This is a genomic window from Micromonospora sp. CA-249363 (genome assembly GCF_050950185.1).
GTDB lineage: Bacteria > Actinomycetota > Actinomycetes > Mycobacteriales > Micromonosporaceae > Micromonospora.
In genome coordinates this window covers 3,692,298-3,712,644 of the sequence record NZ_CP192020.1, presented here as the reverse complement: position 1 = coordinate 3,712,644, position 20,347 = coordinate 3,692,298, and the positions used below count along the sequence as shown (strand labels likewise).

Sequence of the window (20,347 nt, the reverse complement as noted above, 5' to 3'; positions counted from 1 at the left end):
CGAGGATGAGGAGTGACCGACGGCCGGCGTGCAGCATGGTGAGGTGGTGGCCGCCGGCCCGGTCCGTAACGCCCTCGACGCCGACGAGTGACGATCCGGAAACACCGGGTTGATGGGTCGAGACATTAAGGGGTTTCGATTGAGGTGTCCATGCCTTTGCATCGATACATCAAAAGTTCCCGATGTCTCTGCGAAAGGTCGCGGCACTGATCCCGGAATGTCCAGGGATGTGACCGCGACCCGAGCCTCAGCGGCGGCCGCGACGAGCCGGCCGGCGATTCGTTCCGCCACGCGATGTCGACGTGCCGCTGCGCGGGCGGGGAGCGCCGCCGCGTTGGCGGGCCGCGCCCGCGGTGGGCCGTGCCGCCGGGCGGCGACGGGCCGCCACGACGATGAGCGTGCCCACGACGGCGACGATGGCGGCGGGAACCACCCACGGCGGGAGCCCGCCCTCCTTCGCGGGGGCCGGCGTCACGGCGGGGGGCGTGACGGCCGGGTCGAGTGTCGCCGCCGGTACGGCCGACGCCTTGCCCTCGGCCTGGGCGAGCAGGGCCGGATCGGGGCCGTTCGTCGGCGCCGTCCAACCGGCCGGAGCCGCCGTGCTGGGCCCCTGGTAGTCGAACGTGACGGTGCCCTTCACCGCCTCACCGTCGGACGCGACCGTGAGGTAACTGGCGGTGTAGCGGCCCTTCGCGGGCCAGTGCGCGACGGCCACCATCGCGGGGAAGCCGGTGTGGTACAGCCGGGGCTCGAACGTGCCATTGACCATGAAGTACTCCTGGACCGGCTTGTCCAGCCGCTTCGGCTCGCCGTACGACCAGCCGCTGTCCACCCGCGACCCGTCCGGGCCGGTGAGGGTGAAGTGGGCGTTGGCGGCCGGCTTCTCCGTGAAGTACAACCCGACCCGCTCGAGGGGCTGGCGCACCACCGTGCCGGTCAGCGGGGTGGACGTCGCCAACTGGCCGTGCGCGGACGCCGGGGCGGCGGGCAGCGCCAACGACGCGACCACCAGCACGGCCAGCACCGCCAGGGCGCGGCGCACAACATTACCGACAGTGACCAGCCTCGATCGCATTCGTTCATCATGGTCATTTCCCCGCCGCCGAACAAGACGTAGAGTTCACCCTCCGACGATCACCTCGACACCCCGTCCCCCCGCGTCGTTCGGAGTCCACCCGTGTCCGTCCCCGGTTCGCGCCCCACCGCCCGCTCCACCGCCCTGCTGGTCACCGGTCTGCTCACCGCCGTGCTCGCCACGGGCTGTGGCCAGGACGACGACCCGTCCGTGGCCGCCCCCTCCACGGCCCCGACATCAGCCGCCGCGCCGGCCACCTCCGCTGGGCCGACCACGGCCGACAGCCCCACTCCCAGCCCCGCGGCCAGCACTCCCGCCGTCGACCGGGAGATCACCGTGACCATCGCCAAGCGACGGATCACCCCGCCGACCGGCCGGGTGACCGTGACCAAGGGCCAGTCGGTCCGGATCACCGTCACCTCGGACGTCGCCGACGAACTGCACGTGCACGGCTACGACCTGGGCGCCCGCCTCCCGGCCGGCACACCGGGCTCGGTGGAGTTCCGGGCCGACAAGACCGGGCTGTTCGAGGTCGAGACGCACGAGACCGAGCTGGTGCTGTTCCAGCTCGTCGTCCGCTGACGGGGATGGCCGCCGCACCCACGCTGCTGGCGCACGGCGTCGGTGGCCGTCAGGACCTTCCGATCACGCTGCCCGAACTCGTCGTGGCCGCCGCCCTGACCCTGGTCGTCACGTTCGTCGCGCTGGGCGTGCTCTGGCGCGAGCCACGCCTGGACCGGGACGCCGCAGGTGGTCGTCCGGTGCCGGACCGGCTGGCCCGCCTCGTCGACGCCCCCGCGTTCCGGTGGGCGCTGCGCGCACTGGGCCTGCTCGCCGCCGGCTGGTTCTGCGTGGGCCTCCTCGCCGGGCCGGACACCCCGGAGAACCCGACGGCCGGCGCGCTCTACGTGCTCCTCTGGGTCGGCCTGGTGCCCGTCTCGCTGCTGTTCGGTCCCGTCTGGCGGGCGGTCAACCCACTGCGTACCGTGCATCTGCTCGTCGCGCTGGCGGCCCGGCGCGACCCCGCGCGCGGCGTCCGCGAACTGCCGGCCGGCCTGGGCCTCTGGCCCGCCGCGCTCACCCTCTTCGGGTTCGTCTGGCTCGAACTGGTCGCGCCGGACCGGGCCACCCTGCCGGTCATCACCGCGTGGCTGGCCGCGTACGCCGTGGTGATGCTGGCCGGCGCCGTGGTCTTCGGGGCGGGCTGGTTCGACCGGGCCGATCCGTTCGAGGTCTACAGCGCGCTCGTCGGCCACCTCGCTCCGATCGGCCGGGCCGCCGACGGTGTGCTGGTGTGGCGCAACCCGCTCGACGGAATCGCCGGGCTGCGGCCCCGCCCCGGGCTGGTCGCCGTGGTGGTCGTGCTGCTCGGCTCGACGATGTTCGACAGTCTCTCCAACGCGCCGGCCTGGCTGCGCTTCGCCCAGGAGAGCGGGCTGCCTCCGGCGGTCACCGGCAGCGCGGGACTGGTCCTGGTGATCGGGGCCGTCGCCGTGGCGTACCTCGCCGCCACGGGCGTCGCGGCTCGGGTCGGCCGCACCGAGCGGGCGGACGGCGCTGTCCTCGCACGACGCGTACCGGGCGAGATCGCGCACTCGATCGTGCCGATCGCGGTGGGTTACGTGGTGGCGCACTACTACTCGCTGCTGGTCCTGGAGGGTCAACGCACCCTCGCCCTGCTGTCCGACCCCCGGGACACCGGCGCGAACGTCTTCGGCACCGCGAACTGGGAACCGCACACCGCGTTGGTGACCCCGTCCGGGGTCGCCAACCTCCAGATCACCGTCATCATCGTCGGGCACCTGCTCGGCACGCTGCTCGCCCACGACCGCGCCCTGTACCTGTTCCCCCGGGCGCGGGCGGTCGCCGGTCAGCTTCCGCTGCTCGCGCTGATGGTCGCCTACACCATCGCCGGCCTGCTGCTGCTCTACGCCGGTTAGGCGTTGTCACAGCCGGAAGCCGGTCGCTGGTTGCCCGCCGCTCGCGGACCCGTGCCCCGGCCGGATCGGAGCCGCCCGCTCCATTGAGCGTGATGCCTCTGAGTCATCAAGATGACGCACAGGCATCACGCTCACAATGGTGTCCGTCGGCCGGGCAGTCCGCCGTCCGCGCCCGCAGACGAGGATGGTGGCGTGGACTCTGCTCTGAAGCGCTACCTCGACGATCTCGTGGACACCGCCCGGACCGTGCTCGACGACGATCTCGTCGGCGCGTACGCGGCCGGTTCGGTGGGGCTCGGCGCGTACCAGCCTGGCCGCAGTGACGTGGACGTGGCGCTGGTCTGCGCCGGCCCGCTCACCGACACCGTCAAGCGGACGCTGGTGGCGCGACTGCGGCACGAGGCCCTGCCCTGTCCGGCGCGCGGGCTGGAACTCGTCGTCTACCAGCGGGCCGTGGCGGCGTCCGGCACCCCCGAACCCGGCTTCGAGGTCGAGCTGAACACCGGACGAGCCATGCCGTTCCGCCGCACCCTCGACCCGGCCGACCGGCCGAGCGCCGACGGTCGGTTCTGGTACGGGCTGGACCGCAGCATCCTGCACCAGAGCGGTCTGCCGCTTCTCGGCCCTTCCGCGGCGGAGGTCTTCGCCGACCTCGCCCCGGCCGACCTGCGCCGCCTGCTGGTCGAGGCGCTGACCTGGTGGCTGGCCCTGCCGACGCCCCCGGACGACCAGCCCGCGCCCGGTGTCCAGGACGCCGTGCTCGGCGCCTGCCGATCCCTGGTGCGGCACCGCGACGGGGTGTGGCTGTCCAAGGTGGCCGCCGGCCAGCGGCTCGTCGACGGCGGCGACCCCGCCGAGGTCGTCCGCCGGGCGATCGACGCCCGGCACGGAAGCCCACCACCCACCGGCGCCGAGGCCCGTGCCTTCCAGGAGCGGGTACGCGCCGAGATCGCCGGCTGACCTGTGCTCAGCGCACCGGTCGGGTCTGGAGCGACGCGAACAGCAGGTTGAGGCCCTCGGCCATGGTCGGATGCGTGATGATCGCGTCCCGCAGCGCGGTCCACGGCATCCGCGCGAGCATGGCCAACTGCACCGAGGTGATCACCTCACCCGACTCCGGGCCGAGCAGCGCCGCGCCCAGGATCAGGTCGGTGCGGGTGTCGATCACCGCCTTCCACATGCCGCGGGTCTCGCGCAGGGTGCGGGCGCGGGGGATCGCGGCGACGGGCAGGTGGGCCACCTCGACGTCGTACCCGGCGCGGCGCGCGTCGCTCTCGCTGAGACCGACCCGCGCCAGCTCCGGGGTGGTGAAGACGGTGTACGGGATCAGCCGTCCCGACGTGCTGCGCCGCTCGCCGCCCAGGTTCGCCCGGATGATCCGGTAGTCGTCGAGCGACACGTGCGTGAACTGCGGACTACCCGCGACGTCCCCGGCCGCCCAGGTCCGCTCGGCGCTGGTGCGCAGGTACTCGTCGACCAGCACGAAGCCACGCTCGTCGAGCCGGACACCGGCCGCGTCCAGCCCGAGCCCGTCGGTGACCGGCGCCCGGCCGGCCGCCACCAGGACCTCGTCGCCGGTCACCACGCTGCCGTCGTCGAGGGCGACCCGGAGCGTTCCGTCGGGATCACGGTCGACGCGGGCGACGGCCACGCCGACGCGGACGTCGATACCGTCGGCGAGGAAGACCCGCATCAGCGCGTCGCCGACGTCCGGGTCCTCGCGGCTGAGCAGTTGCGGACCCGCCTCGATCACCGTCACCGCGCTGCCGAACGAGGCGAACATCTGCGCGAACTCGACCCCGACGGTTCCGCCGCCGAGCACCACCAGCCGGGCCGGCATCCGATCCAGCCGGAGGAGGTCGTTGCTGGTCAGCACCCCGGCCTCGGCCATCCCGGGCACGGACGGCAGATGGGGGCGGGTACCGGTGTTGACGACCACGTCGGCGCCCCGCAGCAGTCGTTCACCCCCGTCGGCCAGCGTCACCCGAACGGTCCGGGCGGCGACGAAACGGGCGGCGCCGATCACCAGGTGCAGACCCGAGTCGAGGAACTGCTGCCGGTTGGCGGCGACCATTCCCTCGACGACGTCCTGTTTGTGCGCCCGCAGCAGGTCGAGGTCGACCCGGCCACCCTCGACCGCGAGGCCGAGCGCGGCGGCGTGTCGTAGCTGGCGAGCCGCCCGTGCGCTCGTCACCAGCGCCTTGGTGGGGATGCACGCGACGTTGATGCAGCTCCCGCCGATCATGCCGCGCTCCACCATCGCCACCCGACGTCCGGAGCGGGCCAGGTCCATGCTCAGCGTCTTGCCGGCCTTGCCGCCGCCCACGACGAGCAGGTCGAAGTCCTCCGGTTGGTCGGTCACGGGCACTCCTTCGCGGCCACGAGGCGTTCGTCGTCGCCACCCGGACCGGCGGCCGTCGGTGCCTTCGGCCAGCCCAGCCTGCCAGCTCAGACCGGACGTCCGGAGCGGTTCCCGGCGAAAACACGCGGCGTACCGGGTCGCTCGTGAGCTGGCTCATCCGCCCATCCCACCATCGGTCCGTGGGCGCGCGGTGCAGCCGGTGCGTGGATTCGGTGAAGGTTGCCGACCGTGGATCGGGCCGGGCCCGGGGCGCACGCGCCCCGGGCCCGGTTCACCGCTGCGAGGTCAGTGCCGGGCGTTGCCGTTGTCGTTGACCGGCTGCCCGAAGGCCAGGAAGGGTACGGGCGTCGGCTCGGGGCGGGTGAAGATCGGCTCGGGATGCGGCGCGGGCCCCGAGGTGGCCGACCGGTCGGCAAGCGCTACCGGGTACCGCACGGGCGTGCCCTCCGGGTGCTCGTCATCGGTCCGGTCACCATCGGTGTGCTCCGCGTCGGCGGGGGTCTCGTCGGCTCGGGTCCCGTCCGCAGCGGCCGCCTCGTGGGGGCCGACCTCGTCGTCACCGAGCCGGTCCGCGTCGACCCGGTCGGCGCGGGACAGCTCGGCGTCGTCCCCGTCGCCGCCAGCACGCTCGGCAACGTCGGCGCGGTCACCGGCGGGCTGGTCGACCGAGAGCAGCTCCACATTGGCGCGGGACGGTGCCGACCGTGGACCCACCATCGGGTACTCGGCCGTCTCCGTACCACCGGCAGCGGCGGCCATCACGGCGGCGGCGGCCAGGTCGGCCACCCGCTTCGCCTCCCGCTGCACCCGGGCACGGACCTCCTTCGCGTGCCGCTCGGCGGAGTCGCCCGCCCGCCGCGCCTCGTCGAGCCGGCTCGCCTCGGCGGTCAGGTCCCGGCGCACCTCGCTGAGCCGTTGCTGCATCCGGGACAGCTCGTTCTCCAGGGTCTCGCCCTCCTGGCGGACCTCGGCGAGCTGCTGCTGGGCGGTCTCCAACTCGGCGTGCAGTTGGGCCGACTCCTCCCGGCGCTCCTCGATCTCCTGCTGGAGCGCGGTCAACTGCTCCTGGTGGCTGGCGGCCTGCTCGTCGGCCCGGTTCCGCAGCTCGGTCACGTGCTGCTGCGCCTCGGCGAGCAGCGCGGCGATCTGCTGCTCGGTGGAGCTGCGCTCCTCGGCCAACTCCTCCCGCGTGGCCGCCTGCAACTCGGCGATCTCCTGCTCGGCGGCGCTGCGTCGCTCGGCGACCTCGCGCTCCACGCCGGCCTGCCACTGCGCCATCTCCTGCTGGTTCTTGGCGCGGGCCGCCTGGACCTCCTGCTGGATCTGCGTACGCGCCGACTTCATCAGCGCGTCGGCGGCCACCCGCGTCTGGTTGAGCTGCTGCGCGCTCTGCTCGGTGATGCGCTTCGCCTCGTGCTGGGCGCGTTCGTGCGCGGCCTCACCGTCGGCGCGCAACTGCTCGGCGCGTTCCCGGATCGCCGTCAACTCGGCCTCGGCCACCGCGCGCCGCTCCTCGTAGGCCTGCTCCTGCTCGCTGCGCCGCGCGGCCAACTCCTCGGACAGGTCCTGTCGCGCCTGCGCGGCCCGCTCACGGGTGTCGGCGAGGATTCGCTCCGCCTCGGTGCGCAGCTCGTTGGCGCGGTCGCTGGCCGACTCGGTGATGAGGGCGGCCTGCTTCTCGGCGAGGGTCAGTATCTCGCCCACCATCGGGCCCAGATCCTGGAACGAGGCGCGGTCCACCTGGACCGGCTGCTCGTGCATCTCGGCCAGCTCGGCGCGCAGCCGCTGCACCTCGGCGGTCAGCTCACGTACCCGCACCGCCGACCGTCCGTGCTCGCCGCTGAGCATGGCGATCTGCCCGTCGAGCTGCTCCAGGTGCCGGTCCACCTGGCGTTTGTCGTAGCCGCGCAGGGCGAGCTCGAAGCTCGGCCGCGAGGCCGCATCGTCGCGTGTTGCGAGCGGCTCAGCGCCGATGGACATGCACCATCCTCCGTACGTCGGGCGCAAGGTCAACCGCCCTGCGGGCCGTGAGTGTGGCGCAACGCTACCGCCGAGCACACCCCCGTGCGAAGGCACGCACCCCTCATTCGCCGATCACGGAGTCGTGGTGCCCGGAAGGCCCTGATTGGCGGCTCTTGTTAACCACCACGACTCCATGATCGACGGTGCGGGTCAGCGGCGGCGGGCCACCAGCACCGCGTCGTGGTGGACCACGTCGTGCGGGCCGGGGCGGGGACGGGTGTCGGTGGTCTGCACGTCCCAGTGCGTCGGGTCCAGGTCGGCGGCGACGTCCTCGGCGGTGTACATCATGTCCGGCATGTGCAGCCGGTGACTCGACGTCCACAGGTCCATCGGGTGGTGGCCCACGATCAGCAGGACGCCGCCCGGGGCCACCGCGGCGGCCAGGCGGGCGAACAACTCGCGCCGCTGCGCCGGGGGCAGGTGCATGTAGTGCGCCGTCACCAGGTCGTACGCCTCCTCGGCGGGCGGCTTGTCGCGCAGGTCGACGTGCGTGAACTCGATCCGGTGACCGACCCCGGCGGCCTCGGCGTGCTCGGCCGCCCGGCCCAGGGCGGTGGTCGAGATGTCCACCGCCGTCACCTGCCAGCCCCGCTCGGCCAGCCACACCGCATCGGCGCCCTCACCGCTGCCCACGTCCAGCGCCCGCCCAGGGGCAAGGTCGGCGGTCTCGGCGACCAGCTGCGGGTTCGGGCGGCCACTCCACACGGCCGGCTTCGACAGGTACCGCTCCTCCCACGCCGGCTCCTCGAAGGTCGTGGCGACCAACTGCCGGTACGCGGTCACCGCGTCCCGGGTCTCCTCGGCGATGAGGTCGGCGTTGATCGCCGCCCCGGCCATGAGCCCGGCGGCTGCCGACGTGATGACCTGCCCGCGCAGGTCGGCCACGTTGCCGGCCACCCAGACGCCGGGGACGGTCGTCGCGCCGGTGGCGTCGGCGGGGATCTGGGTGCCCACCACGTGCCCGCCCATCGTCACCTCCTCCGGGGCCAGACCCAGCCCCACGAGCAGGTCGGCGCGGGGCGACGTGCGGGTGGCGACCACGACGACGTCGAGCGCCACGACGCGGCCGTCGGCGAGCCGGACACCGCTGAGCGCGTCCCCGGTCACCTCCAGCGCGGCGATCGGGCCGGGCACCACCGCGATGCCCCGGGCGGCGAGCCGTTCGGCCGTCTCCTCGTCCGGGGCCGGGGCGTCGTGCAGCAGGAGCAGCACGGTGGAGGTCCACTGTCGCCACATCTCGGCCTGGTGCACGGCCATCGGCCCGGTCGCCAGGATGCCGACCCGTCGGTCCTGCACCTCCCAGCCGTGGCAGTACGGGCAGTGCAGCACGTCACGGCCCCACCGCTGCGCCACCCCGGGCACATCGGGCAGCTCGTCGGTGAGCCCGGTGGCCACCAGGAGTCGACGTGCCCGCACCGCGTCGCCGTCGTCGAGGGCCAGCCGGAAGCCGTCGTCGTCCCGGGTCGCGGTACGGACCCGGCCGGCGCGGAACTGCCCGCCGTACCCGGCCACCTCGGCGCGGCCGGCGGCGATCAGCTCGGCCGGCGGCGTCCCCTCCCGGCCCAGGTAGTTGTGCACGTGGTCGGCGGGCGCGTTACGCGGCTCGCCCGAGTCGATCACCAGCACCGACCGCCGGGCGCGGCTCAGCGCCAGGGCGCCGCTGAGCCCGGCCGCGCCACCGCCCACCACCACCACGTCGTACGTCTCGTCCACCGCAAGGTCCCCCTCTGTCGTCGGCTGAGCCCACCATCCGTCGCCGCCGCCGAGATGGCAAGTATCGTTGCCGTTATGGCAAACGAGGACAACGCCGCGCTGGCCGCCGTCGGCCCCCGGTTGCGGGCCCTGCGCCACCAGCGCGGCACCACGCTGACCCAACTCGCCGACCTGACCGGCATCTCGGTGAGCACCCTGTCCCGGCTGGAGTCCGGCTCCCGCAAGCCGACCCTGGAGCTGCTGCTCCCGCTGGCCCGGGCGTACCAGGTCGCGCTCGACGAGCTGGTGGACGCGCCGGCCACCGGCGACCCCCGCGTACGCCCCAAGCCGATCGTGATCCACGGCGTGACGCACCTGCCGCTGACCCGCCGCCCGGGCGGATTGCAGGCGTTCAAGCAGATCTTTCCGCCGGACCCGACCGCCGGGGGACGCACCCCACAGGTCCACGAGGGGTACGAGTGGTTGTACGTGCTCTCGGGTCGACTGCGCCTGGTGCTCGGTGACCGCGACCTGATCCTGACGCACGGGGAGGTGGCCGAGTTCGACACCCGCATTCCGCACCTCATCCTGAACCCCGGGCCCGGCACGGCCGAGGCGCTCAGCCTCTTCGGGCCGCAGGGGGAGCGGCTGCACGTACGCGCCCGCCCCATCGGCTCGGACCGGCCGGACTGAGACGGTGAACACCTGCCGCGAGGGCCGGACCGGTTCCCCTCCGGTCCGACCCCCGCGACGGGCCCTGTCAGGCGCGGAGCCTGCGCTGCCGGACGACCAGCAGCAACGCCGCACCGAGGAGCACCGCCAGCACCCCGACGGCCATCCAGCCGCCGATCGGGAACGCCGCGCCGGTCACCGGCAACTTGCCCTTCACCGGAATCGTGATGGTGGACTCCGGCGAAACCGGCGCGGGACCGTCCGGCGGGGTGCCCGTCGCCGTCGCGGTGTTGCGCAGCGACCCGTGGTGGATGTCGGCCCTGCTGACCGTGTACGTCGCCGCGCAGGTCACCGCCGCACCCGCGGCCAGGGTGACCGTGCCGTTGGGTGTCCGGTCCGGCCCGCAGGTGATCGGACCGAGGTTGGCCGGTGACGCCGGCGCCGTGAGCGTGTCGGTGATCGTGACGTCGGTCAGCGTCACCTGTCCGGTGTTGGTGACGACGAACTGGAACGGCACCTGCTGACCGGGCCGGTGGATCTTCTCGGTACTGCTGGACTTCACCACGGTGATCGCCGCGCCCCGGGTGGCGGTGACCTCGGCGGTGACGGGTCCGGAGCGTACCGGTGCGGGTGGTTCCTGGCCCGGGATGGTCGGCGGAGTGCCGGCCGCCACGGCCGTGTTGGTGATCCGGCCGGCCGCGATGTCCGCCGCCGTGACGGTGTAGGTCGACGTGCAGGTGGTGCTCGCCCCGGTGGGCAGCGTGACGCTGCCGTTGGCGACGGGCGGCGTGCCGCAGGTGATCGTCCCGGGCGTGCCGGTTCCGGAGAACGCCGTCTCGTCGACGGTCACCGCGGTCAGCGGGGTGTTGCCGGTGTTGCTCACCACGAACCGGTAGGTGACCACGTCACCGGCCGTCGAGACCGCGCCGGGTGTGGCCGACTTGGTGATGCTGATCGCCGGGTGCGGGATCGGGATGTCCAGCGGGGACGGCGGCGAGACCGGCGGTGGCCCGTACGGCGGCGTGCCGGTGGCGGTGGCGACGTTGCGCAGCGCCGAGCCGGTGAAGTCCTCCTCGGTGACCGTGTAGGTCGCCCGGCACTGGATGGACGCGCCCGGTTCCAGGGTCACCTGGCCGTTCGGGATGTTCTGCGGACCGCAGGTGATCACGCCGAGTTCGGCCCGGGGGGACGGCGGCAGCACGGTGTCGTTGACCGTCACCCCGGTGAGGGTGAGGCCGCCGGTGTTGACCACCAGGAAGGTGTACGGCACCTGCTGCCCCGGGGCGGTGATCGCCACCGTGGTCGACGCCTTGATCACCTCGATGGCGGGGACGACCCCCGCCTGGGGAATGGTCAGCGTCGAGGGCGGCGAGTCCACCGGAGCGCCGCGGGGTGGTGTGCCGTGTGCGGTGGCGGTGTCGGTGACCCCGTCGTTGTCGAGGTCGGCCTGGGTGACGGTGTAGGTGGCGGTGCAGGTGGTCGACGCCCCGGGCGCGAGGGTGGTGGCGGCGCAGGTGATCGGACCCAGGTTCGTGTTGGACGACGGCGGCGCCTGTACGTCGGCGACGTTCACGTTGGTCAGCGTGAGTCCGCCCGTGTTGACCACCAGGAACCGGTACGGCACCTGCTGACCGACCATGCCGATGGTGGTGACCTCGGAGGTCTTGACCACCGAGATCGCGGCCACCAGCCCGGATTCGGGGATCGTCAGCACCGACGGCGGTGAGTCCACCGGTGTCTCGCTGTTCGGTGGTGTGCCATGCGCGGTGGCGGTGTCGGTGACCCCGTCGTTGTCTAGGTCGGCCTGGGTGACGGTGTAGGTGGCGGTGCAGGTCGTCGACGCCCCGGGCGCGAGGGCGGTGGCGGCGCAGGTGATCGGACCCAGGTTCACGTTCGACGACGGCGGTGTCTGCACGTCGGTGACGGCGATGTCGCTGAGCGTCACACCGCCGGTGTTGGTGACCAGGTACCGGTACGGCACCTGCTGCCCGACGGTGGTGATCGAGGCGGTGGTGGACGACTTCACCACGGCGATGGCGGCGGTGAGCACCTGCGCCGGGATGGTCAGGCTGTTCGGGTCGGAGACGACAGGTTGACCGACGGGTGGGGTGCCGCTGGCGGTGGCCGTGTTGGTCACCCCGCCGTTGTCGAGGTCGGCCTGCGTGACGGTGTAGGTGGCGGTGCAGGCGGTGCGCGCCCCGGGCGCGAGCGTGGTGGCAGCGCAGGTGATCGGGCCGAGGTTGTCGTTCGACGACGGCGGCGTCTGGGTGTCGGCCACCGAGATGCCGGTCAGCGGCACGCCGCCGGTGTTGACCACGTGGAACGAGTACGGCACCTGCTGCCCGACGGTGGTGATCAGCGTCGTCGTCGACGACTTGATCAGGGAGATGTCGGCCGGGGTGGCGCCCTCGCAGGAGAGCGTGGTGCTGAACGGGAAGTAGTGGATCTCTCCACCGCGGTGGTCCAGCGTACGGGTGATGACGCTGCCCTCGGTGTTGCTGGCCGACAGGTCGGTGAGGCTGGCGTTGGGGGCGTAGATCGTGCCCTCCACCGTGGCCGCCTGCGGGGTGAGGGTGAGCGCGGTCGCGGTCGGGAAGTTGAACAGGACGTACCGCGCCTGCTCGCCGCCGATGCCGGCGAAGTTCGGCGCGGTCCAGGCGAAGGTGTTGCCGACGCCGGTGGTGTCCACGTTGACCAGCAGCGGGGTGGACGCGGTGGGCTGGTTCGCGAAGGTCAGGATCTGGATGTTCGTCAGGTCGGTGGCGGTCAGGTTGAGCACGTTCGTCACACCCGGGGTGAGGGTGACCACGGCGTTGCTGCCCGGCGGGATCGGCCGGGGCAGCACGTCGCCGTTCGGCGTCCGGAGCACGACCGTGTTGTCGCAGGTGGCCAGACCGGCGGTGGTGTCGCGGAAGGCGGCGAACGCCGCGCCGAAGTTGATCGGCGAGGTGGGCCCGACGCTGGCGACGGGCTGCCGGGTGACCAGCTCGACCCGGGGGTACGCGTCGTAGTTGTCCGTCGGCAGGATCCGCGTGTTGACCTGGGCGCCGTTGTTGTCGGTGTCGCGTACGACGGTGCCGGTGAGGTTGCCGACCTTGGCGTACCCACTGGAGAGCACCTGGAGGCGGGTGCCACCGACGCTGCCGGCGAAGTTCACGCGTCCGCCGACGACGAGGGCGCTCGGTCGGGCGTCACCCGGTACGACGAACGATCCGGCCGTCGCGCCGGCGAGCTGATAGTTGCCGAAGGTCAGGTCACCGCCGACGGCGAGGGTGCCCTCGTTCTCGTCGTTGACGACGTTGGCGTCGCCCTCGGTCATCACCCCGAAGCTCAGCGCCTCGGCGACGGGGTCCACCGGCCCGATGGCCTCGTTGACCGCGGCGAGCACCGTCCGGGCGGGCGCGGCGGAGGCCGGCAGCAGGCCGGTGACCGCCAGCACTCCGCCGACGGCCAGCAGCGCCGTCGTCCGCGATCCGCGGCTGCCCCACGCAAGAATCCTCATCACGCCCCCGTTGCTCCATGTGCGAGCGAAGCGTAACGAGGCAGTTATGGGGATATAGGTCTTTTGTCCGAATCGGTCAGCGCGGTGCAGCCAGCGGCGCCGCCGTCGACCCGAAGGCGGTCAGGAACCGGTCGCGGAAGGAGTCCATCGGCCACACCGGCGCCTGCGGACCGGGGCGCAGACCGTCCTGCCAGCCCCACCCCGCGATCCGTTCGAAGACCTTCGGGTCCCGGGCGACGATCGTGATCGGCACGTCCCGGCTCGCGCCCTCGCCGGTCACCACCGGAGCGGGCTGGTGATCGCCGAGGAAGACCACCACCAGGTCGTCGTCGCCGTAGGTCTCGACATAGGAGATCAGCGCCGACAGGGAGTAGGCGACGGCCTGCCGGTACCCGGCCCGTACCCGGCCGGTGTCCCGGTCGTCGCCGTTCCCGTCGTCCTTCGCGCCGGCGTCGTCGTGGTAGACCGAACCGTCGCCCACCGCGTCCCAGGAGATCATGCGGGGCACGGCCGTCCACGGGGAGTGGCTGGAGATCAGCGGGATCTCCGCCATGATCGGACGGTCCGCGCCGGCCCGGACCTGCCGCTGGAAGAAGGACAGCGTGTACTGGTCGGGCATCGGCGCGTAGCTGAACTTCGGGCCCCGGTAGCCGAGTGCCTCGGCGTCGTAGTAGCGGTCGTACGAGAAGAAGTCCTTCTCCGGCCACGGCTGGGTGGCCGCCGGCAGCACCCCGACGGTCTGCCAGCCGGCCCGGCGGAACGCGCCGTTGAGGGTGAGCCGGTCGCTGGCCAGCAGGCTGCGGTGCCGTTGCTCGTTGTCCGTCCAGAGTCCGGACAGCAGGGTGTCGTGTGCCAACCAACTGCCCCCGCCGGACGTGGGGGAGGTGAGATAGCCGCTGCGCGAGCCGTACCCGGCCGAACGCAGCCGCTCGGTCCCGGCGTCCAGCACCGCGTTGACCTGCGGCGCCAACTCCGGGTCCTCGACGGCGTCCCGCCCGTAGCTCTCCACGAAGGCGAGCACGACGTCCTTGCCGCGCAGCCCGGTCAGCAACTGCTCGCCCGGTGCGTCCTGGAAGGGGTCGGCGTTTATCTGGGCGGTGAACCGGCTCCGGTCGTGCAGCCGCGCGTCCACCTGCTCGGCGTGCGCGCCCACCAGCGCGGTGGTCCCGGAGTCGGCCACCGGCACACCCGGGACGATCCGTACCCCGGCGACGGCGCAGGCCACCCAGACGACAGTCAGCGCGGCCACCGTCCGGGTCGCCGTGCGCTCGTGGTCGACCAGCAGCGACGCCAGCCGCCGCAGCGCCATGGTCACCACGACGAGCAGCGCTCCGATCAGCAGCACGATGCCGACGACCGCGCCGAGCGCGCCGGCCCGTCCCGCCGAATCGCGGACGAATCCGAACGCGTCGTCCAGCAACAGCCAGTCGAGCACCAGGTCGAACGGCCGGTCGAGGGCCGTGCGGAAGCCCAGGTCGGCGAACTTCACGATGGCCAGCAGACCGAGCAGCGGCCCGAGGACGGCCACCACCGTCCGCCGTGGGCGCGCCGGCAGCGCCAGCAGCAGCGCCGCGACCAGCAGACCCTCCAGCGGGATGCGGACGAACGCGCCGGGCGTCAGCTCACCCAGCCGGTCCGGTCCGACCAGGACGGCGTACACCAGCAGGACCGCCAGCGCCGTGCCCACCCACCGCAGCGTCCGCCGCGCCGGGCCGCCGCGCGATGCGGGCGACACCAGGGGAGTACGACCACCGGCGTCAGCGGTCGACGCCGAGCGCCCGCGCAGCCGGTCGGCCAGCCGGCGTCGCCAGGGCGCAGGGGTCATCGGGGCCTCCAGTCGGAGTGGACCGTACCGCCGGAGCGGGCCGCCAGCGCGGGCCGGGGCACCGGCAGCGCTGTCGTGTGCACCGGCATTGTCGCGGTGGGCAGCGGCAGCGTCGGCGTGGGCACCGGCAGCAGGGAACGAGCCGGCCGGGGCGCCGGGCGGCGACGCCACAACCAGGCCACGTCCCGGCCGAACGACTCGACCAGCAACGCCAGCGCCGCCACCAGCACCAGCGTGGTCCACGGTTCCGGTAGCGCCCGCGCGGCGGCCACCGTCAACAGGACTCCCTGGGCGGCGGCCACCACCTTGCGCCAGAAGCGCGGCGGCAACGTGCCGCGCAGCCAGGGCAGCACCGCGCTCGCCGCGACGAAGGCGTACCGCATCGCGCCGATGGCCAGCACCCAACTCCCGGCCGTCGGGGCGACGTAGACGCTGAGGACCAGGATGAGGAACGCGTCGACCTCCATGTCGAAGCGGGCGCCCAGCGCGCTGACCGTGCCGGTGCGCCGGGCGACCTGGCCGTCCACCGCGTCCAGCAGCAGGGCCACCGCGCTCAGCGCGACCAGCAGCCCTACCGGGGCCGGGTGGTCGAACGAGTCCACGACCAGCGCGGTGACCGCGCCGACCAGGACGCCCCGGGCCAACGTCACCCGGTCGGCGGGGCCGAGGCGGGACGCGCCGGACAGGTGCAGGCCCCGGCTCAGCGCGAGGCAGGTGACCGCCGCGTAGCCGACGCCGGCCAGCCAACCCGCCATGTCCAGACCCACGGTGGCGGCCAGCCCCGCCAGCACGACCAGTTGTGCGGTGAGCCCGATCACCGGACCGCTTCGAACTGTGGGCACCGTACCTCCGTGTTTATGATCGACGACCCCGACAGGGAACACGGAAAACAGGGCCGTTCGGTTCGACCGGGACAAAAGGTGAGGTGTACGAGGGTGAACCGCGAGGCGTACGCCTGCTGGGTGCGCGAGCCTGGCGCGGCGGAGATCCGGCCGGTGTCGCTGCCCGTCCCGGGCCCCGACGAGGTGCTGGTCCGGGCGCGCTACTCCGGGGTCAGCCGAGGCACCGAGACGCTGGTGTTCGCCGGTCGGGTGCCCGCCGACCAGTACGCGGCGATGCGCGCCCCGTTCCAGGAGGGCGACTTTCCCGGCCCGGTGAAGTACGGCTACCTCAGCGTCGGCGTGGTCGAACAGGGCCCGCCGGACCTGCTCGGGCGTACGGTGTTCTGCCTGCACCCGCACCAGAGCGCGTACGTCGTCCCGGCGACCGCCGTGGTGCCGGTGCCGGAGGACGTGCCACCGGCCCGCGCCGTGCTCGCCGGCACGGTGGAGACCGCCGTGAACGCCCTGTGGGACGCCGCGCCCCTGGTCGGCGACCGGGTCAGCGTGATCGGCGCGGGCATGGTGGGCTGCTGCGTCGCGGCGCTGGTGGCGCGGTTCCCCGGTGTGGACGTCGAGCTGGTCGACACCGACGCCCGCCGGGCCGGCGTGGCCGGCGCGCTCGGCGTCCGGTTCGCGCGACCCGCCGACGCGACCGGCGACCGGGACCTGGTCGTGCACGCCAGCTCCACGTCCGCCGGCCTGCAACAGGCGCTGGACCTGCTCGCGCCCGAGGGCACGGTGATCGAGCTGAGCTGGTACGGCGACCGCCAGGTGCAGGTGTCCCTCGGTGGGGCGTTTCACTCCGGACGACTCACCGTCCGCAGCAGCCAGGTCGGCATGGTCGCGCCCGCGCGGCGCGGTCGCCGCAGTTACACCGACCGGTTGGCGCTGGCCCTGGACCTGCTCGACGACCCGGCGTTCGACGCGCTGATCACCGGCGCGTCCCGGTTCGCGGAGCTGCCCGACGTACTCGCCCGACTGAGCTCGGGCGACCTGCCCGCCCTCTGCCACCTCATCACCTACGACGACGGGGAGTGACCGTGTTCAGCGTGACCGTTCGGGATCACATGATGATCGCCCACAGTTTCCGGGGCGAGGTGTTCGGCCCGGCCCAGCGCCTGCACGGGGCGACGTTCGTGGTGGACGCGACGTTCCGCCGTCCCGACCTGGACGCCGACGGCATCGTCGTGGACATCGGCCTCGCCACCGAGCAGCTCCGGGCCGTGGTGGGGGAGCTGTCCTACCGCAACCTCGACGACGAGCCCGCGTTCGCCGGGATGAACACCACCACCGAGGTGCTCGCCCGTACCGTCGCCGACCGACTGGCCGAGCGGGTGCACGCCGGCGACCTGGGCGCCGGTGCGCGGGAGCTGGCCGGCATCACCGTCACCCTGCACGAGTCACACGTCGCCTGGGCCAGCTACGAGCGGTCGCTGTGATCGACGCGGGCCGGCCGACGCCGGCCCACGCTCCCGAGGCTCGGCGCGGACGCACGGTGCACGTCGTCCTGCCCGGGGACATCGACGACCCGGGCGCGCCCAGCGGTGGCAACACGTACGACCGGAGGGTCTGCGCCGGGTTGGCCGAGCGTGGCTGGGCGGTGCAGGAGCACCCCGTGCCCGGCGCCTGGCCGCACCCCGACACCGTCGCGCGGGCCGCGCTGTCCCGGCTGCTCGCGGCCACGTCGGACGATGCCGTGGTGCTCGTCGACGGCCTGATCGCCTCGACCGTGCCGGACCTGCTCGCCCCGCACGCGACACGGCTGCGCCTCGTCCCGCTGGTGCACATGCCGCTCGACGACGAGGCCGAGGGGCGTGCCCTGGCCGCCGCCCGAGCCGTCGTCACCACCAGCGAGTGGACCCGCCGCCGGCTGCTGGCCCGCCACCCGCTGCCCGCCGAGCGCGTCCACGTCGCGGCGCCCGGGGTGACGCCCGCGCCCGTCGCGCCGCAGGGCAGCGCAGCCGGTGACCGGTTGCTCTGCGTCGCCGCGGTCACCCGCCACAAGGGCCACGACGTGCTGGTCGACGCGCTGTGCGTGTTGGCCGAGACGCCCTGGACGCTGGTCTGCGCCGGCACGCTGACCCGGGAACCCGAGCTGGTACGCCGGCTGCGCGACCGGCTCGCCGGCGCCGGTCTGGCGGAGCGGGTCCGACTGGCCGGCCCGCTGACCGGCCCGGCGCTCGACGCCGCGTACGCCTCCGCCGACCTGCTGGTCCTGCCCTCCCGGGGCGAGACGTACGGCATGGTCGTCACCGAGGCCCTCGCGCGTGGCGTGCCGGTGCTGGGCACCGACGTGGGAGGCCTGCCCGAGGCGCTCGGGCGTGCCCCCGACGGCGTCGTGCCCGGTCTGCTGGTCCCGCCGGACGATCCGGCCGCCCTGGCCGGCGCGCTGAGCGGGTGGCTGGGCGACGGCGAGTTGCGGTCCCGGCTGCGGCGCGCCGCGCTGGGCCGCCGCGACACCCTGACCGACTGGCCGGTGACGACCGCGCGCCTGGCCGCCGTGCTGGAGGAGGTGACGGGGTGACCGTCGAGGAGACCCTGCCGTTCGCCGACTGGCTGCGTCTGCGGGAGCCGGCCGACGCGGCGGCCCGCGCCGACGACCTGGTGGACGCCGTCCGACCCCGGCTGGTCGGCCACGACCCGATCGTGATCCACGACCTGGGCAGCGGCACCGGCTCGATGAGCCGTTGGCTCGCGGCCCGGCTGAGCGGACCACAGCAGTGGGTGCTGCATGACCGGGACGCCGACCTGCTGGCCCGGGCCGCCGACAGCCTGGCCGGGGTGACCGCCGCCGACGGATCGCCGGTCACCGTCCAGACCCGCTGCGGCGACCTGACCCGGCTCAGCGGCGCCGACCTGTCCGACGGCGCGCTGGTCACCGCGTCCGCGCTGCTGGACATGTTGACCGCCGAGGAGGTCGAGCGGGTGGTGACGGCCTGCGTCGACGCCGGTCGTCCCGCCCTCTTCGCGATCTCGGTGACGGGACGGGTCCGGCTCACCCCCGAGGACCCGCTCGACGCCGTCGTCGAGGAGGCGTTCAACGCGCACCAGCGGCGTACCGTCGACGGTCGTCGGCTCCTCGGCCCGGACGCCGCCGCCGTCACCGCCGCCGCGTTCGCCCGGCGGGGCGTGCCCGTGGCCGAGCGGCCCAGCCCGTGGCGGCTCGGCCCCCAGCAGGCCGACCTGGCCGCCGAGTGGTTCCGGGGCTGGCTGGGCGCGGCCTGCGAGCAGCGACCCGACCTCGCCGGTCCGGCCGGCGCGTACGCCGAACGTCGGCTGGCCGAGGCGGCGGCCGGCCGGCTGGGCGTGGTGCTCGAGCACCGGGACCTTCTGGCCGGCGGATGAACCATCCACACCCTGGGTACGTGCACTAGAGGGAGTGGACGATCTTCAGGGAGGACCGGCGTCGATGGTGTGGGCCTGGGCACGAGTGGTCGGCGGGGTGGGCCTGCTCGCCGTCCTGCTGTGGCAGGTGGGCGGCGGCGCGTTCCTCGCCGGCGTACGGCTGATCGACGCCCCGGCGCTGGCCGCGGCCCTGCTCATCGGCGCGCTCACCACGGTCTGCGCCGCGTGGCGGTGGAGTCTCGTCGCCGGTGGCCTGGGCGTACGGCTGCCACTGGCGACCGCGGTGGCGCACTGCTATCGGGCCGTGTTCCTCAACGCCACGCTGCCCGGCGGGGTGCTCGGGGACGTGCACCGGGCGGTGCGCCACGGCCGCGACGCCGGTGACGTCAGCCGGGGCATCCGTGCGGTGGTCTGGGAGCGTACCGCCGGGCAGGTGGTCCTGGTGGGCGTCGCCCTGGTGGTGCTCGCGGCGTTCCCGTCCCCGGTGCGGTCGTACCTGCCGGCCGCCGCCGCCCTGCTCGTGGCGGTCGGGCTGGCCGCCGTACTCCTGGCTCGGCTGTTGCCCGGGACCGGCCGGTCCCGGTGGGCGCGCGGCCTGCGCACCGCCGTCGCCGACGTGCGGGCCGGGCTGCTGGCGCGGCGCACCTGGCTCGGCGTGCTGGTCGCCTCCGCCGTGATGGTCGCCGGTCACCTGGCGACCTTCCTCGTGGCGGCCCGGACCGCCGGATCCGACGCGCCGCTGACCCGGCTGCTGCCACTGACCCTGCTCGCCCTGCTGGCCATGGGCCTGCCCCTGAACGTCGCCGGCTTCGGCCCCCGCGAGGGGGTGGCCGCCTGGGTGTTCGGCGCGGCCGGTCTCAGCGCCGCCGAAGGGGTCGCCACCGCCACCGTCTACGGCGCTCTCGTGCTGGTGGCCAGCCTGCCCGGCGCGGCCGTGCTGCTGGCCCGGCGGGCCCGCGAACCCACCACCGTTCGGGAAGCCGCCTCGCCCGGCGGCTGTTGACTCAGTGGTGAAACGGTACGCGTCGCCG

Annotated in this window: 15 protein-coding genes and 2 pseudogenes; 9 read left to right on the top strand and 8 right to left on the bottom strand. The window is 73.7% G+C overall.

What is annotated here, in order from left to right; translation table 11 throughout:
• Positions 1-247 precede the first annotated feature (247 nt).
• Complete coding sequence (locus ACQPZK_RS17060) at positions 248-1,075, bottom strand: copper resistance protein CopC (protein ID WP_433533902.1); 828 nt, start codon at positions 1,073-1,075, stop codon at positions 248-250.
• Positions 1,076-1,177: 102 nt separating this feature from the next.
• On the opposite strand from ACQPZK_RS17060, the gene ACQPZK_RS17055 reads away from it, so the two are divergent.
• The 3 genes from ACQPZK_RS17055 to ACQPZK_RS17045 all read left to right on the top strand — a co-directional run bounded on the left by ACQPZK_RS17055 (position 1,178) and on the right by ACQPZK_RS17045 (position 3,975).
• Positions 1,178-1,657 carry a hypothetical protein gene (locus ACQPZK_RS17055; protein WP_433533901.1) on the top strand — a complete coding sequence of 160 codons (480 nt, stop codon included), beginning with the start codon at positions 1,178-1,180 and terminating at the stop codon, positions 1,655-1,657.
• Positions 1,658-1,662: 5 nt separating this feature from the next.
• The gene (locus ACQPZK_RS17050; RefSeq protein ID WP_433533900.1) at positions 1,663-3,015 is read left to right on the top strand and encodes a hypothetical protein; all 1,353 of its coding nucleotides are present in this window, start codon (positions 1,663-1,665) and stop codon (positions 3,013-3,015) included.
• 192 nt (positions 3,016-3,207) lie between these two features.
• Positions 3,208-3,975, top strand: a complete 768-nt coding sequence (locus ACQPZK_RS17045) for a nucleotidyltransferase domain-containing protein (protein ID WP_433533899.1) — start codon at positions 3,208-3,210, stop codon at positions 3,973-3,975.
• A 7-nt stretch (positions 3,976-3,982) separates the two neighbouring features.
• On the opposite strand, the gene ACQPZK_RS17040 is transcribed toward ACQPZK_RS17045, so the two are convergent.
• The 3 genes from ACQPZK_RS17040 to ACQPZK_RS17030 form a co-directional block, all read right to left on the bottom strand.
• Entirely contained in the window at positions 3,983-5,377 is a 1,395-nt protein-coding gene (locus ACQPZK_RS17040; protein WP_433533898.1) for a dihydrolipoyl dehydrogenase family protein, read from the bottom strand.
• Positions 5,378-5,662: 285 nt separating this feature from the next.
• Positions 5,663-7,357: a hypothetical protein gene (locus ACQPZK_RS17035; RefSeq protein WP_433533897.1), complete on the bottom strand. Its 1,695-nt coding sequence runs from the start codon at positions 7,355-7,357 to the stop codon at positions 5,663-5,665.
• Between the two features lie 192 nt (positions 7,358-7,549).
• Positions 7,550-9,112 carry an FAD-dependent oxidoreductase gene (locus ACQPZK_RS17030; protein WP_433533896.1) on the bottom strand — a complete coding sequence of 521 codons (1,563 nt, stop codon included), beginning with the start codon at positions 9,110-9,112 and terminating at the stop codon, positions 7,550-7,552.
• Between the two features lie 75 nt (positions 9,113-9,187).
• Between ACQPZK_RS17030 and ACQPZK_RS17025 the strand changes: the two genes are divergently transcribed.
• Positions 9,188-9,784: a helix-turn-helix domain-containing protein gene (locus tag ACQPZK_RS17025; protein WP_433533895.1), complete on the top strand. Its 597-nt coding sequence runs from the start codon at positions 9,188-9,190 to the stop codon at positions 9,782-9,784.
• A gap of 67 nt (positions 9,785-9,851) precedes the next feature.
• Here ACQPZK_RS17025 and ACQPZK_RS17020 read toward each other — a convergent pair whose 3' ends face one another.
• The 4 genes and pseudogenes from ACQPZK_RS17020 to ACQPZK_RS17005 all read right to left on the bottom strand — a co-directional run.
• Positions 9,852-11,744, bottom strand: a complete 1,893-nt coding sequence (locus ACQPZK_RS17020) for a DUF7507 domain-containing protein (protein ID WP_433539241.1) — start codon at positions 11,742-11,744, stop codon at positions 9,852-9,854.
• Between the two features lie 153 nt (positions 11,745-11,897).
• Positions 11,898-13,265 (bottom strand): annotated as a pseudogene (locus tag ACQPZK_RS17015) (choice-of-anchor A family protein); the annotation flags it as partial.
• 76 nt (positions 13,266-13,341) lie between these two features.
• Entirely contained in the window at positions 13,342-15,090 is a 1,749-nt protein-coding gene (locus ACQPZK_RS17010) for a sulfatase-like hydrolase/transferase (RefSeq protein WP_433533894.1), read from the bottom strand.
• A 113-nt stretch (positions 15,091-15,203) separates the two neighbouring features.
• A pseudogene (locus tag ACQPZK_RS17005) lies at positions 15,204-15,932 on the bottom strand (CDP-alcohol phosphatidyltransferase family protein); the annotation flags it as partial.
• Between the two features lie 93 nt (positions 15,933-16,025).
• Here ACQPZK_RS17005 and ACQPZK_RS17000 point away from each other — a divergent pair.
• The 5 genes from ACQPZK_RS17000 (at position 16,026) to ACQPZK_RS16980 (ending at position 20,319) form a co-directional block, all read left to right on the top strand.
• Complete coding sequence (locus ACQPZK_RS17000; protein ID WP_433533893.1) at positions 16,026-17,009, top strand: dehydrogenase; 984 nt, start codon at positions 16,026-16,028, stop codon at positions 17,007-17,009.
• Between the two features lie 2 nt (positions 17,010-17,011).
• Positions 17,012-17,410: a 6-pyruvoyl trahydropterin synthase family protein gene (locus ACQPZK_RS16995; RefSeq protein WP_357169592.1), complete on the top strand. Its 399-nt coding sequence runs from the start codon at positions 17,012-17,014 to the stop codon at positions 17,408-17,410.
• 56 nt (positions 17,411-17,466) lie between these two features.
• Positions 17,467-18,495, top strand: a complete 1,029-nt coding sequence (locus ACQPZK_RS16990; protein WP_433533892.1) for a glycosyltransferase family 4 protein — start codon at positions 17,467-17,469, stop codon at positions 18,493-18,495.
• Positions 18,492-19,316 carry a class I SAM-dependent methyltransferase gene (locus ACQPZK_RS16985; RefSeq protein ID WP_433533891.1) on the top strand — a complete coding sequence of 275 codons (825 nt, stop codon included), beginning with the start codon at positions 18,492-18,494 and terminating at the stop codon, positions 19,314-19,316. The genes ACQPZK_RS16990 and ACQPZK_RS16985 overlap by 4 nt, the downstream gene beginning before the upstream one ends.
• Positions 19,317-19,380: 64 nt before the next feature.
• Positions 19,381-20,319 (top strand): lysylphosphatidylglycerol synthase transmembrane domain-containing protein, encoded by a 939-nt coding sequence (locus ACQPZK_RS16980; protein ID WP_433539240.1) that lies wholly within the window; start codon positions 19,381-19,383, stop codon positions 20,317-20,319.
• The last annotated feature ends 28 nt before the right edge of the window (positions 20,320-20,347 follow it).

Coding starts and splice junctions, on each gene's coding strand:
- ACQPZK_RS17060 (WP_433533902.1), bottom strand. CDS start 1,075: ATGCGATCGAGGCTGGTCACTGTCGGTAATGTTGTGCGCCGCGCCCTG.
- ACQPZK_RS17050 (WP_433533900.1), top strand. CDS start 1,663: ATGGCCGCCGCACCCACGCTGCTGGCGCACGGCGTCGGTGGCCGTCAG.
- ACQPZK_RS17035 (WP_433533897.1), bottom strand. CDS start 7,357: ATGTCCATCGGCGCTGAGCCGCTCGCAACACGCGACGATGCGGCCTCG.
- ACQPZK_RS17025 (WP_433533895.1), top strand. CDS start 9,188: ATGGCAAACGAGGACAACGCCGCGCTGGCCGCCGTCGGCCCCCGGTTG.
- ACQPZK_RS17010 (WP_433533894.1), bottom strand. CDS start 15,090: ATGACCCCTGCGCCCTGGCGACGCCGGCTGGCCGACCGGCTGCGCGGG.
- ACQPZK_RS16980 (WP_433539240.1), top strand. CDS start 19,381: ATGGTGTGGGCCTGGGCACGAGTGGTCGGCGGGGTGGGCCTGCTCGCC.